This is a genomic window from Streptomyces boninensis (assembly GCF_048572725.1).
Lineage (GTDB): Bacteria > Actinomycetota > Actinomycetes > Streptomycetales > Streptomycetaceae > Streptomyces > Streptomyces boninensis.
Genome location: NZ_CP183837.1, coordinates 4,323,494 through 4,336,881 on the forward strand (window position 1 = coordinate 4,323,494; position 13,388 = coordinate 4,336,881).

Annotated in this window: 15 protein-coding genes; 5 read left to right on the top strand and 10 right to left on the bottom strand. The window is 69.2% G+C overall.

The window, feature by feature from the left end; all coding sequences use genetic code 11:
* Positions 1-22: 22 nt before the first annotated feature.
* Positions 23-247, top strand: coding sequence for a hypothetical protein (locus tag ACNNMR_RS19550; RefSeq protein WP_419995925.1), 225 nt, complete (start codon positions 23-25; stop codon positions 245-247).
* Positions 248-259: 12 nt separating this feature from the next.
* On the opposite strand, the gene ACNNMR_RS19555 is transcribed toward ACNNMR_RS19550, so the two are convergent.
* Complete coding sequence (locus ACNNMR_RS19555; RefSeq protein WP_419995926.1) at positions 260-1,261, bottom strand: arabinan endo-1,5-alpha-L-arabinosidase; 1,002 nt, start codon at positions 1,259-1,261, stop codon at positions 260-262.
* Positions 1,262-1,483: 222 nt separating this feature from the next.
* Between ACNNMR_RS19555 and serC the strand changes: the two genes are divergently transcribed.
* Entirely contained in the window at positions 1,484-2,608 is a 1,125-nt protein-coding gene (gene serC, locus ACNNMR_RS19560; RefSeq protein WP_419995927.1) for a phosphoserine transaminase, read from the top strand.
* Here the strand turns inward: serC and ACNNMR_RS19565 are convergent, their stop codons facing one another.
* Both ACNNMR_RS19565 and ACNNMR_RS19570 read right to left on the bottom strand, forming a co-directional pair.
* Positions 2,609-3,394 (bottom strand): ABC transporter permease, encoded by a 786-nt coding sequence (locus tag ACNNMR_RS19565; RefSeq protein ID WP_419995928.1) that lies wholly within the window; start codon positions 3,392-3,394, stop codon positions 2,609-2,611.
* A complete protein-coding gene (locus ACNNMR_RS19570) occupies positions 3,391-4,368 on the bottom strand; it encodes an ATP-binding cassette domain-containing protein (RefSeq protein WP_419995929.1) in 978 nt (325 codons plus the stop codon). The genes ACNNMR_RS19565 and ACNNMR_RS19570 overlap by 4 nt, the downstream gene beginning before the upstream one ends.
* 89 nt (positions 4,369-4,457) lie before the next feature.
* On the opposite strand from ACNNMR_RS19570, the gene ACNNMR_RS19575 reads away from it, so the two are divergent.
* A complete protein-coding gene (locus ACNNMR_RS19575; protein ID WP_419995930.1) occupies positions 4,458-5,234 on the top strand; it encodes a TetR/AcrR family transcriptional regulator in 777 nt (258 codons plus the stop codon).
* Here the strand turns inward: ACNNMR_RS19575 and ACNNMR_RS19580 are convergent.
* Positions 5,218-6,543, bottom strand: a complete 1,326-nt coding sequence (locus tag ACNNMR_RS19580; protein WP_419995931.1) for a hypothetical protein — start codon at positions 6,541-6,543, stop codon at positions 5,218-5,220. The two genes, ACNNMR_RS19575 and ACNNMR_RS19580, sit on opposite strands and share 17 nt — an antisense overlap.
* A gap of 51 nt (positions 6,544-6,594) precedes the next feature.
* Positions 6,595-7,569: a hypothetical protein gene (locus tag ACNNMR_RS19585; RefSeq protein WP_419995932.1), complete on the bottom strand. Its 975-nt coding sequence runs from the start codon at positions 7,567-7,569 to the stop codon at positions 6,595-6,597.
* Between the two features lie 71 nt (positions 7,570-7,640).
* Here ACNNMR_RS19585 and ACNNMR_RS19590 point away from each other — a divergent pair, with 71 nt between their 5' ends.
* Positions 7,641-8,639 (top strand): aldo/keto reductase, encoded by a 999-nt coding sequence (locus tag ACNNMR_RS19590; RefSeq protein ID WP_419995933.1) that lies wholly within the window; start codon positions 7,641-7,643, stop codon positions 8,637-8,639.
* A gap of 144 nt (positions 8,640-8,783) precedes the next feature.
* Here ACNNMR_RS19590 and thpR read toward each other — a convergent pair whose 3' ends face one another.
* From thpR to ACNNMR_RS19605, 3 genes are all read right to left on the bottom strand, one after another.
* On the bottom strand, positions 8,784-9,356 hold the full coding sequence (thpR, locus tag ACNNMR_RS19595; RefSeq protein ID WP_419995934.1) for an RNA 2',3'-cyclic phosphodiesterase: 573 nt from the start codon (positions 9,354-9,356) through the stop codon (positions 8,784-8,786).
* Positions 9,357-9,419: 63 nt separating this feature from the next.
* Entirely contained in the window at positions 9,420-10,757 is a 1,338-nt protein-coding gene (locus ACNNMR_RS19600) for an MFS transporter (protein ID WP_419995935.1), read from the bottom strand.
* Between the two features lie 27 nt (positions 10,758-10,784).
* Positions 10,785-11,249: a MarR family winged helix-turn-helix transcriptional regulator gene (locus ACNNMR_RS19605; protein ID WP_419995936.1), complete on the bottom strand. Its 465-nt coding sequence runs from the start codon at positions 11,247-11,249 to the stop codon at positions 10,785-10,787.
* Between the two features lie 152 nt (positions 11,250-11,401).
* On the opposite strand from ACNNMR_RS19605, the gene ACNNMR_RS19610 reads away from it, so the two are divergent.
* Complete coding sequence (locus tag ACNNMR_RS19610) at positions 11,402-11,590, top strand: ribbon-helix-helix protein, CopG family (protein ID WP_419995937.1); 189 nt, start codon at positions 11,402-11,404, stop codon at positions 11,588-11,590.
* Here the strand turns inward: ACNNMR_RS19610 and ACNNMR_RS19615 are convergent.
* Together ACNNMR_RS19615 and ACNNMR_RS19620 are read right to left on the bottom strand one after the other, a co-directional pair.
* Positions 11,574-13,013, bottom strand: a complete 1,440-nt coding sequence (locus ACNNMR_RS19615; RefSeq protein ID WP_419995938.1) for an NCS2 family permease — start codon at positions 13,011-13,013, stop codon at positions 11,574-11,576. The genes ACNNMR_RS19610 and ACNNMR_RS19615 overlap by 17 nt on opposite strands.
* Before the next feature lie 93 nt (positions 13,014-13,106).
* Positions 13,107-13,382: a DUF2530 domain-containing protein gene (locus ACNNMR_RS19620; RefSeq protein ID WP_419995939.1), complete on the bottom strand. Its 276-nt coding sequence runs from the start codon at positions 13,380-13,382 to the stop codon at positions 13,107-13,109.
* Positions 13,383-13,388 lie beyond the last annotated feature (6 nt).

Sequence of the window (13,388 nt, forward strand, 5' to 3'; positions counted from 1 at the left end):
GCACCGAACTAGACTCGCGCGGATGACTGACATGCGATGCACGCTGTGCGGCAATCCGAGTCTGGAGCCCGGCTTCATACTCGACGCGGGCCAGGGGGCGAAGGGCTATGCGCGCTGGGTCGCCGGGGCCCTGGAGAAGGGCATCTTCGGCGGCGCCAGGGTGATGGGCCGGCCGAAGCGGCGGACGGCGGCCTATCGCTGCACCAAGTGCGGGCACCTGGAGCTGTTCGCGACCGACCCCGAGTGAGGGGTCCGAGGGTCAGTGCGCCACCGGCCAGCCGCTGCTCCAGTCGATCAGGTTGAGGCCGAGCTTCGGGGTGCCGTTGGCCTTGCGGTCGTAGTAGTGGTAGACGAGCAGGTCGCCGTCCACGTCCGAGATCACGTCCTGGCCGCCCGGCCCGACGATGTCGCCGTGCGACTCCAGCACGGGCGTGCCACCGTCCTGGCGCATGTCGACGCCGTTCTTGTCCTTGTACGGGCCATTGGGGCTGCTCGCCCGGCCGACCTTGATCTTGTACGTGGAGTCGGTGCCGGAGCAGCACTTGTCGTACGAGGCAAAGAGGTAGTAGTAGCTGCCGTGCTTGACGACCGCGGGCCCCTCCACGGCCCCGCCCGCCTTCGGCCGCGAGGCGAGCGAGTGCGTCTGCGCCCCCGCCTTCGGCTTGCCCGTCGCCGGGTCCAGCTCGACCTGCCGGATCCCGGACCAGAAGGACCCGTACGCGAGATACCACTTGCCGCCGTCGACCATCAGGCTCGGGTCGATGGCGTTGTAGTCGTCCCCGGTCTTGGACGAGACGACGAGGCCGTGATCCTTCCAGCTGCCCGGCTCCCCGGTGCTGGAGGAGGCGAAGCCGATCGCGGACTTGTTGCTGCCGAAGGTGGAGAGCGAGTAGTAGAGGTAGTACGTGTTACCCACCTTGCTGATGTCGGGCGCCCACGGATCGTTCTCCGGCGAGTACTGCTTCCACCACGACGGCGCGGAGGGGAAGGCGTCGGCGGTCCGCTTGAAGGCCGTACGGTCACTGGAGGACCGCCCCTCGACCAGCCCGTGCGTGGAGTACAGCAGGTACTTCCCCGCGGCCGTCTTCACCATCGACGGATCGTGGACGACCACGTCCCCGGTGACGACACCGGGCCCCGGATAGGCGGCCTGGGCGCTGCCGGGCACGAGGACAAAGGCCGCGGCGGCGGCCAGCCCGGCCGCGGCGGTGGGGAGGGCGTAGCGCTTACGCAGCGCGCGGCGGTGGGGGGAACGCTTCATGGGGGACGGCTCGCTATCCGCTAGGGGAACGTAGGCACCCGGGAGTCGCCACCGCCCGTCAGGAGGTTGCCGCCCCACCCGCCCACCCACCCCGGCCTCAGACAGCAACGGGCGGGCGGGTGGGCACATCCAAAAAACGCAACCACCCACCCAGCAGAACAATCCATCTCACCCGTCGGACATCAGCCCCGATCCGAAGCCCAGCAGCCGTAGGCTGCACACGTGGCTGAGACGAACATCCAGATTCCCGCTGACATCAAGCCCGCCGACGGACGCTTCGGCTCGGGCCCCTCCAAGGTGCGGCCGGAGGCGGTCACCGCCCTGGCCGCGACCGGTACGTCGATCCTCGGCACCTCCCACCGCCAGGCCCCGGTCAAGGACCTGGTCGGCCGGGTGCGCGAGGGCGTCAAGGACCTCTTCTCCCTCCCCGAGGGCTACGAGGTCGTCCTCGGCAATGGCGGCTCCACCGCCTTCTGGGACATCGCCACCCACGGCCTGATCGAGAACAAGTCGCAGCACCTCACCTTCGGCGAGTTCTCCTCGAAGTTCGCCAAGGCCGCGAAGCTCGCCCCCTGGCTGGCCGAGCCGACCGTCGTCACGTCCCAGCCCGGCACCCACCCGGTGCCGTACGGCGAGGAAGGCGTGGACGTCTACGCCCTCACCCACAACGAGACCTCCACCGGCGTCGCCCTCCCGATCAAGCGGGTCGCGGGCGCGGACGAGGGCTCCCTGGTCCTGGTCGACGCCACCTCCGGCGCCGGCGGCCTGCCGGTCGACATCGCCGACACGGACGTCTACTACTTCGCCCCGCAGAAGTCCTTCGCCTCCGACGGCGGCCTGTGGATCGGCATCTTCTCCCCGGCCGCGATCGAGCGCGCCCAGCGCATCCACGCGTCCGGCCGCCACGTCCCGGAGTTCTTCAGCCTCCCCACGGCGATCGACAACTCCCGCAAGAACCAGACGTACAACACCCCCGCGCTGGCCACCCTCTTCCTGCTCGCCGAGCAGCTGGACTGGCTGAACGGCCAGGGCGGCCTGGACTTCGCGGTCCGGCGCACGGCCACCTCGGCCCGTAACCTCTACGGCTGGGCCGAGGACTCCAAGCACGCCACCCCGTTCGTCGCCGACCCGGCGCAGCGCTCGGCGGTCGTCGGCACCATCGACTTCTACGAGGGCATCGACGCCGCCGCGATCGCCAAGGTCCTCCGGGCCAACGGCATCGTGGACACCGAGCCGTACCGCAAGCTGGGCCGCAACCAGCTGCGGGTGGCGATGTACCCGGCCATTGCCCCGGAGGACGTGAAGGCGCTGACGGACTGCATCGACTACGTCATCGACCAGCTGTAATCACTTGCTCAACCGCTGGTATTTCCGCACCGCCAGCGGCAGGAACACGAGCGTGATCACGATGGGCCAGACCACCGCCATCATCGTCGCGTTCTCCTGAATCCACGGTCCGTCCTGCGGTACGGGATTGCCGAACAGATCCCGTACCGCATTGGCCGTCGAGGACACCGGATTCCACTGGGCGATGGCGCCGAGCCAGCCCGGCATCAGCTCCGGCGGCGTGAAGACGCTGGACACCATGCCGAACGGGAAGGCCACCGCGAACAGATTCCCCGCCGCCTCCTGGTTCGGCACCAGCAGGCCGAGCACCACCCCGACCCAGATCAGCGCGAAGCGCAGCAGGAGCAGCAGGCCGAAGGCGGCGAGGGTGGCCGCGAAGCCGCCGTTCGACCGCCAGCCGATCGCCAGCGCGATCGCCGCCATCACCGCCAGGTCGAGGGCCGCCCCGATGAGGTCGGAGACCCCGCGCCCGCCGACCACCGCCATTGGCGACATCGGCATCGAGCGGAAGCGGTCCGTGATGCCCTTGTCCTTGTCCATGGTCATGAGCATCGCCGTGTTCATGAATCCGAAGGCCATCGTCATCGCGAACATGCCCGGCATCGCATACGACTTGTAGTCCTCCATGGCCATGCCGCTGCCGAAGACGTAGACGAACAGCAGCACCGAGACCACCGGAAAGCCCAGCTGCCAGGCGATGTTCGACGGCTGCCGGCGATAGTGCAGCAGCCCCCGCCGCACGACGGTCCAGGTGTCCGCGACCGCCCAGTACGCAGTGCCGCTCATGCCGCGACCCCCTCTTCTTCCGCTTCCTCCGCCTTGCGGCCGGTGAGCCGCAGGAATACGTCATCAAGCGTCGGCCGCCGCAGTGCGATGTCCTCGACCCCGACCCCGTCCTCCTGCAGCGTCCGCGCCACCTCCGTCAGCGCGGCCACCCGGTCGTTGACGGGCGCCTGCACCCGCAGCTCCTCCAGATCGATGTCCGGCTCCACATCCGCGACCCGGCCCACCGCCTTCACCGCGTCCGGCACCTGCTCCGCATCCGCGACGACCACCTCGATACGGTCCCCGCCGACCCGGTCCTTCAGCCCGGCCGGGGTATCGTCGGCGATCGTGCGGCCGTGCTCGATGACCGCAATCCGGTCGGCGAGCTTGTCGGCCTCGTCCAGGTACTGCGTCGTGAGCAGCACCGTCGTCCCCTGCGCGACCAGTCCCCGTACCGCGTCCCACACCTCGCCGCGACCGCGCGGGTCGAGCCCCGTCGTCGGCTCGTCCATGAACAGCACATCCGGCGCCAGGATCATCGACGACGCCAGGTCGAGCCGCCGCCGCATGCCGCCGCTGTAGGTCTTCGCGCCCTTGTCGGCGGCCTCGGTCAGCTCGAACTGCTCCAGCAGCTCGGTCGCCCGCTGCCGCGCCCGCTTGGCGCCGAGGTGGAAGAGGCGGCCGAACATCTCCAGGTTCTGCCGCCCGGTGAGAATCTCGTCCACCGCCGCGTACTGCCCGGCGAGCCCGATCTTCCGGCGTACGTCCCCGGGCCGGCTCGCCACGTCGAAGCCGCCGACCGTGGCGCGGCCGCCGTCCAGCCGGACCAGCGTCGACAGGATCCGCACCGCCGTGGTCTTGCCGGCGCCGTTCGGGCCGAGCAGGCCGTAGACGGTCCCGTACGGGACGGCCAGGTCGAAGCCGTCCAGGGCGCGCTTCTCGCCGTAGCGCTTCTGCAGTCCCTCCGCGAGGACCGCCGTCTCCACGTCATCCAAGGCTCTCTCCTCCGCTATCTGTGTACAGCGTACACAAGAAGCTTACGGTGTACACAGATTATTCCTGGAGCGCTAGGATGGGCGGTGCGATGACCACTGAACACAGCGGAAGCGGCGACCTGAACAAGTCGATGGCGCTGCTCTGGGACGTACAGGACCGCGGCACCCGCGGCCCCAAGCCGGGGCTGACGCTCGCCCGCATCGTCGCCACCGCCATCGAGGTCGCGGACGCGGAAGGACTCGAGGCGGTGTCCATGCGCCGGGTCGCGACCGAGCTCGGCGTCAGCACCATGTCGCTGTACCGGCACGTCCCCGGCAAGGGCGAGCTGCTCGACCTGATGCTCGACCGGGTCAGCGAGATCGACCCGGAGAAGCGGGCGGCGGCCTGGGCCGGGAAGCACGGGTGGCGGGAGGTCATCGAGGGCATGGCACGCGGCACCTGGGAGCACTATCTGGCGCACCCCTGGCTGCTCCAGGTCGACCAGGCCCGCCCGATCCTCGGCCCCAACTCCATGACCAGTTTCGAACTCGCGCTCTCCGGCCTGAAGGACACCCCGCTGTCCGGCAAGCAGAAGGTCCTGGCGATCACCGCGGTGGACGCCGTGGTCAGCGGCATCGTCCGTACGCACGTGAATTCCACGCAGGCCGAGGCGCGTACGGGCGTCAGCGACGAGGAGTTCTGGGAGGCGCAGACCCCGGCGCTGGACGCGGCGATGGCCAGCGGCTGCTATCCGGAGGTCTTCGCGCTGGACGCGGACTCGTTCTCCGCCAAGGGGACGGAGCAGCTGGAGTTCGCGCTGCGGGTGCTGCTGGACGGGCTCGCGCCGCTGATGGAGGGCGGCGCCACCACTACCAGCGAGGCCTGAACACCCACAGCGTCGCGGCGAAGATCAGCGTGAGCAGCAGCGGCCAGTAGAGCAGCTTGGCCAGCCGGTTGTCGCCCCACTCCAGGCCGGCGCTTCTTCGGCGCCCCAGCAGTACGGCGTCGATGGCAACCCAGAGGATCACCACGTACTGCGCGAAGGCGAAGTACTCCAGATAGGCCATCCCCCTGCTGCCGGTCACCTCCCGCACCGACGATTGATCCACCACGATCACCAGCAGCATCGAGACCCCGAAGGTCACGGCGCCCCAGGTGGAGAACCCGAAATGCGAGCGCCGGTCGTCGTCCACCCGGGTATAGATGAACAGCGACAGAAAGATCATCAGCGATACGATCGCGGACCGGATGAGGCTGTCGAGGAGCGGGTTGTGCCACTTCCGGGCCATGCCGACGTTGAAGTAGAGGTTCGGCCGGCCTTCTGACGCCCGGTAGTCGCCGGTGGAGGCGCCCATGCTGGTCCGGTAGTCGAGGTCCAGGTAGCTCCACGTGGTGAACGTGGGGTTCCAGCCCGGGATGTCGAGATCGGGGTCCACCCCGAGCATCGCGTCATTGGCCCACGGCGGGTACGAGGAGAAGTCCGGGACCAGCACCAGGCTGTCCTCGGTGAACCGGTTCGACCACATTTCCAGATCGACGTTCTGCCGGTCCAGGGGATAGCGCCGGTAGTCGGGCTTCTGGTGCAGGGTGACCTGGAAGTACCAGCCGACCGTGCGCGTGCCGTCCGCGTGCTGTTTGCGGAAGACCTCGGTGCTCGAGTGCGAGTCCTCCGCGTTGGGGAAGACGACGCCCTCCGACTTCTCCGGCACGTCCTTGGGCAGCCGTTGCCACACGTAACCATTGGCCTTCACCAGCGACGGGCCGTCGAAGTCCACCTGCTGCAGCAGCATCCCGGTCGGCACCCGGGTCTGTCCGGCACCCAGCTCCTTGTCCAGCAAGGCGTCGGCCTCGGCAGTCGTACGGACCACTCGCCCCTGGGACAGCTTCTCCGACTCGTCTCCGCTGACCTGCAGCCACGTCGTCACGATGCCGCCCGCCAGCACCAGACTGACCAGCGCGGAAGCGGCGACGGTGCGGCGAGCAGTGAGCAGGAAGGGCCGTACCAGCGCGAAGACGGCGCAGGTCAGCAGCACCGCGATGGACACGGCGAGCGGCGGCCAGCCCCTGAGCGGCTGGGAGGTGTCCCGCAGATATAAGACGAGGCAGACGGCGAAGGCGACGGCGGCGGCCGCGAGCACGACGAGGTTGATGCGCTCGGCCTTGCGAGCCCAGGCGGGGCGGGGTGCGTCATCCATCCCGAAAAGTGAATCTTGCACCAATTGGGCTCGCAACCGCAGCCCGCTCGGCTACCGCCGCCGGAACATCCGCTTCAGCCCTAGCACCAGCGCCATCGCCGCGGCGAAGGTGAGCACCCCGACGGCGAGATTACGGTTCTTCCCGTCCTCACTCTCCGACCCCGCGCCCCCGCCCCCGTCATCGGCCGACCCGCTCGGCCGCGCGCTCTCCGGCAGGTCCGCCCGGGTGACCTCGGTGCGGGCGCCCTCCGTGCCGTACATCAGGGCGCCGCCGTCCGCGGTGAAGGTGACCGCCTCGCCCTGCCGCTGCAGCGGCGGGCTGACGCTCTCCGCCTCCTTCGGCCGGCCGTCGGTCCAGTCGTACATCCGGCCGCCGAAATAGCTGCGCAGCACGAGGTGCTTGCCGTCGGGGGAGAAGGCGCCGTCGGTCACCCACAGATTGATGGGGGCGATGCGGCGGAAGGTGTTACGGACCCCGGCGGTCAGCTTCGCCGGGCCCTCGTACATGGCGGCGCCGCCGTCCTTCTTCTTGGAGGCGATGTAGGCGCGCCCGGTCTTCGGATGGATCATCAGCGCCTCGGCGTCCCGCGCCCCGCCGTCGTAGACGACGTCGAACTGGGTGGCATTGACGGTCGCGTCGCGCAGCTGCTTGGGCTCGGGGAAGCGATAGATCCAGACGTGGTCCCATGTACCACCCTGGTTGTCCCCGATGTCGCCGACGTAGATCTGATTCCCGGGCCCGATCGAGATCGCCTCGACGTCCCGCGGCTGCCCCACCCCGCGCATCGCGATCCGGGCGACGGTCTTCCCGCTCGCACCGTCCACGGCATAGACATACGGCCCGTCCCCGCTGTCATTGACCGTCCAGTAAACGCCCTCGTGCTGCCTGCTGGCGGCGAGCCCGCTGGACTCGGAGATGCGGCTGTCCTGGAAGGTGAAGGAGCCACCTGGGTCGGCGTACGCCCCCGGGGCCGGGAACAGCACGGCGGCGAGGCAGGCGGCGAGGACGGTGACCAGCAGGCGCATGCGGCCCAGCCTTTCATGTCATGCCCTGGCGCTCTTGCCTAGAGCGCGCTCGAAGGACTTGGCTGGCAGTCATGAAGTACACGCAGCTCGGACGCACCGGACTCAAAGTCAGCCGCCTGGTCCTCGGCACGATGAACTTCGGCCCGCAGACGGATGAGGCCACCAGCCACTCGATCATGGACTCGGCGCTCGACGCCGGCGTCAACTTCTTCGACACGGCCAATGTCTACGGCTGGGGCGAGAACAAGGGCAACACGGAGCGGATCCTCGGCACCTGGTTCGCGAAGGGCGGTGACCGCCGCGAGAAGACGGTGCTGGCCACGAAGGTCTACGGGAACATGTCCCCGGACGGCGCGACCCCGTGGCCGAACACGGACCGCCTGTCGGCGCTGAACATCCGCCGCGCGGTCGAGGCGTCGCTCAAGCGCCTGCAGACGGACTACATCGACCTGTACCAGTTCCACCACGTGGACCGCCGCACCCCGTGGGACGAGATCTGGCAGGCGATCGACGTCCTCGTCCAGCAGGGCAAGATCCTGTACGCGGGTTCGTCGAACCACGCCGGCTGGCACATCGCCCAGGCGAACGAGGCGGCCGCGCGCCGCGGCTCGCTCGGCCTGGTCAGCGAGCAGTGCCTGTACAACCTCGCCGAGCGGCGCGCGGAGATGGAGGTGATCCCGGCGGCGGAGGCGTACGGCCTCGGCGTGATCCCCTGGTCACCGCTCCACGGCGGCCTCCTCGGCGGCGCGATCCGCAAGGAGCGCGAGGGCGGCGGCGCGCGCTCGGCGTCCGGTCGTACGGCGGATGCGCTGAAGAACTCCGCGATGCGGGAGAAGGTGCAGGCGTACGAGGACCTGCTGGAGAAGCACGGGGTCGCCCCGGGCGACGCGGGTCTGGCGTGGCTGCTCACGCGCCCCGGCGTGACCGGCCCGATCGTGGGCCCGCGCACGCAGGAACAGCTCGACTCCGCGCTGCGGGCGGTGGACGTGGAGCTGTCGGAGGAGCTGCTGGCGTCGCTGGAGGAGATCTTCCCGGGGCCGGGGGCTTCGCCGGAGGCGTTTGCCTGGTAGCCCTGCGACCAGGGATTCGCGGGCCGTGGCGGCCGAGCTGGGGTTCAGGCCCCCAGCGCGGCTGCCACGGCCACGATGACGAAGATCAGCACGAGAGCAGCGCTCACGACGCGCATGCGAGTCTTGGCGTTCACGCCCCCGAGCCTAACGCGGCGGCCTGAGCGGCCAGGCGCCGACCGTCTCGTAACGAGGCTGCTCGTGCGCTGCGCGCGGCAGGTGGCTGCGCACGAGGCGAAGCTCGCCGACCTCCCAGGGCGTGCCGCGAAAGCCGCCCAGCAGGTCGGCGTACGGCCGCAGCGAAACCCGCCCGTCGCGCCCTTGCCGGGCGAGAGTGAGATGCGGCTTGTAAGCCCGCTCCTCCATACGAATCCCCACCCGTCGGCCAGCAGCACTGGCCCCAGCAGCAAGCCGCACCAGCGCTGCGCGCCCGTCACCGCCGTCGACCCCGGCCCAGAGCACACGATCCCCGAACCGCCCACCACCGTGGACGCACAACGCAAAGGCGTCCCGCCGCCCAGCAGCCCGCTCAAGCCGCTCCCGCAGCCCGGCGACGCGCTGCTCATCAACCTCCCCGTAAAAAGCCACGGTGAAGTGCCAAGACGCAGCCTCCGCCCACCGCAGCTCCCCGGCCCCGGGCAACGCACGCAACTCAGCGACGGTGTCGCGAATCTCCCCCACCACCCCACCGGGCGGCACAACCGCAGCAAAGAGCCTCACCCCCCGAGCTTCCCACGCCGCTGGACCCCAGCCCTCTGCCGCACACAGCAGCGGGTGGGCCCGCTATGCGGCGGTGGCCAGGCGTTCGCGCGGGACGAAGACCACGTGCTGGTGGCCGCGACGCAAGTCGACCCGCAGGCGCAGATTCCCCACCCGCGCCAAGATCAGGCCCACCGCAATCGCAGCCGCCGCCGAGATCACACCGCAGCTCAGGAAGCCGATCCGCGCACCGAAGGTGTCCGTGACCCAGCCGACCAGCGGGCCGCCGATCGGCGTGCCGCCGACGAAGACCATCACGAAGAGGCTCATCACCCGCCCGCGCATCGTCTCGTCCACCGCCGTCTGCACATTGGCATTCGCGGTCACGTTGAAGCTCAGCCCGAAGATCCCCAGCGGCACCATCAGCGCCGCGAAGACCCACAGCGACGGCGACAGCGCAGCCGTGATCTCCAGCAGCCCGAAGGCCAGCGCCGCGAAGACCGTCAGCCGCATCCGGCTGGCCCCGCGCCGCGCCGCCAGCAGCGCGCCGATCAGCGAACCGACCGCCATGAGCGTGTTGAGCATGCCGTACGTACCGGCGCCGCCCTCGAAGACGTCGTCGACGAAGGCCGTCAGCCAGATCGGGAAGTTGAAGCCGAACGTACCGATGAAGCCCACCAGCACGATCGGCCAGATCAGATCCGGGCGGCCGGCCACGTACCGCAGCCCCTCCCGCAGCTGGCCCTTACCGCGCGGCGCCCGCTCCACCGGGTGCAGCTCGGACGTGCGCATCATCAGCAGCCCCGCCAGCGGGGCGACAAAGGACAGCCCGTTCAGCAGGAACGCCCAGCCGCTGCCCACGGCAGTGATCAGCACGCCCGCCACCGCGGGGCCGATCAGCCGGGCGGACTGGAAGTTGGCGGCGTTCAGGGACACCGCATTGCGCATCTGGTCCTTGCCGACCATCTCCGAGACGAAGACCTGGCGGGTGGGGTTGTCCACCACCGTCACCATGCCGAGCAGGAAGGCCATCAGATATACGTGCCAGACCTGGACGACCCCGCCCAGCGTCAGCGCGGCCAGCGCGAGGCCGGTCAGGCCCATGCCGGACTGGGTGATCAGCAGCAGCTTGCGCTTGTTGTAGCGGTCGGCGATGACGCCGCCGTAGAGACCGAAGAGCAGCATCGGCAGGAACTGCAGCGCGGTCGTGATGCCCACCGCCGTGGACGAGCCGGTCAGGCTCAGCACCAGCCAGTCCTGGGCGATGCGCTGCATCCAGGTGCCGGTGTTCGACACCATCTGGCCGGTGGCGAAGAGGCGGTAGTTACGGATCTTCAGCGAGCTGAAGGTGCCCGCTTTCTTGGTGGATGTAGTAGTGGCGGTCGGTGCGGGTGCGGAGTCTGCTCCGTGTCCCGTACTCAAAGGGTGTCCCCCTCCTTCTCCTGTGGCTTACAAATGCGCGAGCTTCTCCAGCACCGGCGCGGCAGCGCGCAGCGTGGCCCACTCCTCGTCGGTGAGCTGGCCGGTGAGCTCCGCGAGATACGCGTTGCGCTTGCGGCGCGCGTCTTCCAGCATCGCCACTGCCTGCTCGGTCTGCTCGACGACCTTCTGGCGCCGGTCGTCCGGGTGCGGCTGCAGCCGTACGAGCCCCTTGTCCTGCAGCATCGCGACGATGCGGGTCATCGACGGCGGCTGCACATGCTCCTTGCGGGCGAGCTCGCTGGGCGTGGCCGCGCCGCAGCGGGCCAGGGTGCCGAGCACCGACATCTCGGTCGGGCTGAGCGACTCGCCGCTCACCGAGGGAGCTCGCTGGTGCCGCATCCTGCGGGAGAGCCGCATGATGGCGGAGCGCAGCGCGTTCACGGCGGCGGCATCGTTCGAGGACTCAGCGGCGCCTGAGGTCAGATCGGGCATTTAATTAGGGTAGCTCATTACCCAAGCTAAGTAAACTTGAAATGAACGCCCTGCCGGCGAGGCAACGGGCAGCCGCCGGATTCCACCCGAACGGGTGAGCCTGTCCGGGAAACTGACGCACACCCCGCGGCCCACCGGCCAGCCTGGCGGACATGGGGACACACGTGCTGAGCCTGCGCATAGACACGGAGCTGTACGAGAGCCTGCGCAGGCATGCGGACCGACGCGGCATGAACGTGCAGGACTACATCGTGCAGACGCTCATACGGGAGGACTTCGACGAGCGCTTCAAGGTGTCGATCGACGAGACCGAACGACTGAGTGCTACTTGGTCCCAGTGAGCTGCTCGATCGGGTCCAGCAGGAAGTACACCAGGAAGAACGCACCGACGATCGCGAGCGGCCACGGGACCTCCCGGAAGCGTCCCGTGACCGCCTTCAGCAGCATGTACGCGAGCACACCGAACCCGATCCCGTTCGTGATGCTGTAGGTGAACGGCATCATCACCATCGTCAGGAAGGCCGGGACCGCGATCGTCAGGTCCTTCCAGTCGATGTCCGTGATGTTCGAGGCCATGATCAGGAAGCCCACGACGATCAGCGCCGGCGTCGCCGCCTGCGACGGCACGATCGTGGCCAGCGGTGTGAGGAAGAGCGCGAGCAGGAAGAGCCCGCCGGTGACCAGGTTGGCGAATCCGGTACGGGCCCCCTCGCCGACGCCCGCCGTGGACTCCACGAAGGCGGTCGACGCAGACGCCGACCCGGCGCCGCCCGCGGCGACCGAGAAGCCGTCCACCATCAGCACCTGGCCCATGTTCGGCAGCTTGCCGTTCTCGTCGGTGAGCCCGGCCTCCTCGCTGACGCCCATGATCGTGCCCATCGCGTCGAAGAAGCCCGACAGCAGCACGGTGAAGACGAACAGACACCCGGTCAGCAGCCCCGCCTCCCGGAAGCCGCCGAAGAGAGAGAAGTGCCCGACGAGCCCGAAGTCCGGCGTGGACACGAACGAGCCCGGGAACTCCGGCACCGTCAGACCCCACTTGGCGTCCGGGATGTCGGCCAGCGTGTTGATGAGGATCGCCACCAGCGTCATCACGACGATGCTGATCAGGATCGCCCCGGGCGTGCGCCGTACGACCAGGGCAAAGGTCAGCGCCAGACCCACCACGAAGATCAGCACCGGCCAGCCCGCGAGGTGCCCCCCGGTCCCGAGCCCGAGCGGCACGGTGGTGTGCGCGGCGTCGGGATTACGGGTGATGAAGCCCGAGTCGACGAGCCCGATGAGCGCGATGAACAGGCCGATGCCGATCGCGATGGCCTTGCGCAGCCCGCCCGGGATGGCGTTCATGACCCGCTCCCGCAGCCCGGTCGCCACCAGGATCATGATGATGATGCCGGCCAGCACCACCATGCCCATGGCGTCGGCCCAGCTCATCTTGGGCGCGAGCTGCAGCGATACGACGGCGTTGATGCCGAGGCCCGCGGCCATGGCGATGGGCACATTGCCGATGACGCCCATCAGCAGCGTGGTCAGCCCGGCGACCAGCGCGGTGGCGGTGACGAGCTGCCCGCCGTCCAGCTGATGCCCGAACTTGTCGGTGCCGGACCCGAGAATGATCGGGTTGAGCACCAGGATGTACGCCATGGCGAAGAAGGTCGCCAGCCCGCCCCGCACCTCCTGGACGACGGAGGATCCCCGCTCGGAGATCTTGAAATGGCGGTCAAGCGCGGTGCGCGGCGGCTTCACATCGACAGGGGCAGACATACGGGGCCTTACGGGAGCAATGGGAGGGCCCCGTCAGGTTAACCGCCCGGTAGCAGGACGGCGCGCGCGACCCCGGCTGAGACGACCCCGGCCTCAGGCGTCGCCGTCGTGCGCCGCGGCCTTCGCCGCCCGGTCCCGCGCGATGGCGGCCTCGCGCCGCCGTACGAACCAGATCCCGAACAGCCCGAGCCCGGCCCCGGCGAGGCAGGTCCACACCCACCAGGTGTGCCCGTGGTCGTCGAACCAGCCGTAGAACGGCAGCTGGACGAGGAAGAGAACGGCCCAGATGATCGTCCCGCCGACCGTGACGGCGACGACATTCCCCTCGAGCGGCTCGGGGGCCTCGTGCCGGGGCGTCCACTTCTGCATGCGGCC

Bases quoted from the DNA above. Each gene is read 5' to 3' on its own strand.
- ACNNMR_RS19550 (WP_419995925.1), top strand. From the start codon at position 23: ATGACTGACATGCGATGCACGCTGTGCGGCAATCCGAGTCTGGAGCCC.
- ACNNMR_RS19555 (WP_419995926.1), bottom strand. From the start codon at position 1,261: ATGAAGCGTTCCCCCCACCGCCGCGCGCTGCGTAAGCGCTACGCCCTC.
- ACNNMR_RS19565 (WP_419995928.1), bottom strand. From the start codon at position 3,394: ATGAGCGGCACTGCGTACTGGGCGGTCGCGGACACCTGGACCGTCGTG.
- ACNNMR_RS19575 (WP_419995930.1), top strand. From the start codon at position 4,458: ATGACCACTGAACACAGCGGAAGCGGCGACCTGAACAAGTCGATGGCG.
- ACNNMR_RS19580 (WP_419995931.1), bottom strand. From the start codon at position 6,543: ATGGATGACGCACCCCGCCCCGCCTGGGCTCGCAAGGCCGAGCGCATC.
- ACNNMR_RS19585 (WP_419995932.1), bottom strand. From the start codon at position 7,569: ATGCGCCTGCTGGTCACCGTCCTCGCCGCCTGCCTCGCCGCCGTGCTG.
- ACNNMR_RS19590 (WP_419995933.1), top strand. From the start codon at position 7,641: ATGAAGTACACGCAGCTCGGACGCACCGGACTCAAAGTCAGCCGCCTG.
- ACNNMR_RS19605 (WP_419995936.1), bottom strand. From the start codon at position 11,249: ATGCCCGATCTGACCTCAGGCGCCGCTGAGTCCTCGAACGATGCCGCC.
- ACNNMR_RS19610 (WP_419995937.1), top strand. From the start codon at position 11,402: ATGGGGACACACGTGCTGAGCCTGCGCATAGACACGGAGCTGTACGAG.
- ACNNMR_RS19615 (WP_419995938.1), bottom strand. From the start codon at position 13,013: ATGTCTGCCCCTGTCGATGTGAAGCCGCCGCGCACCGCGCTTGACCGC.
- ACNNMR_RS19620 (WP_419995939.1), bottom strand. From the start codon at position 13,382: ATGCAGAAGTGGACGCCCCGGCACGAGGCCCCCGAGCCGCTCGAGGGG.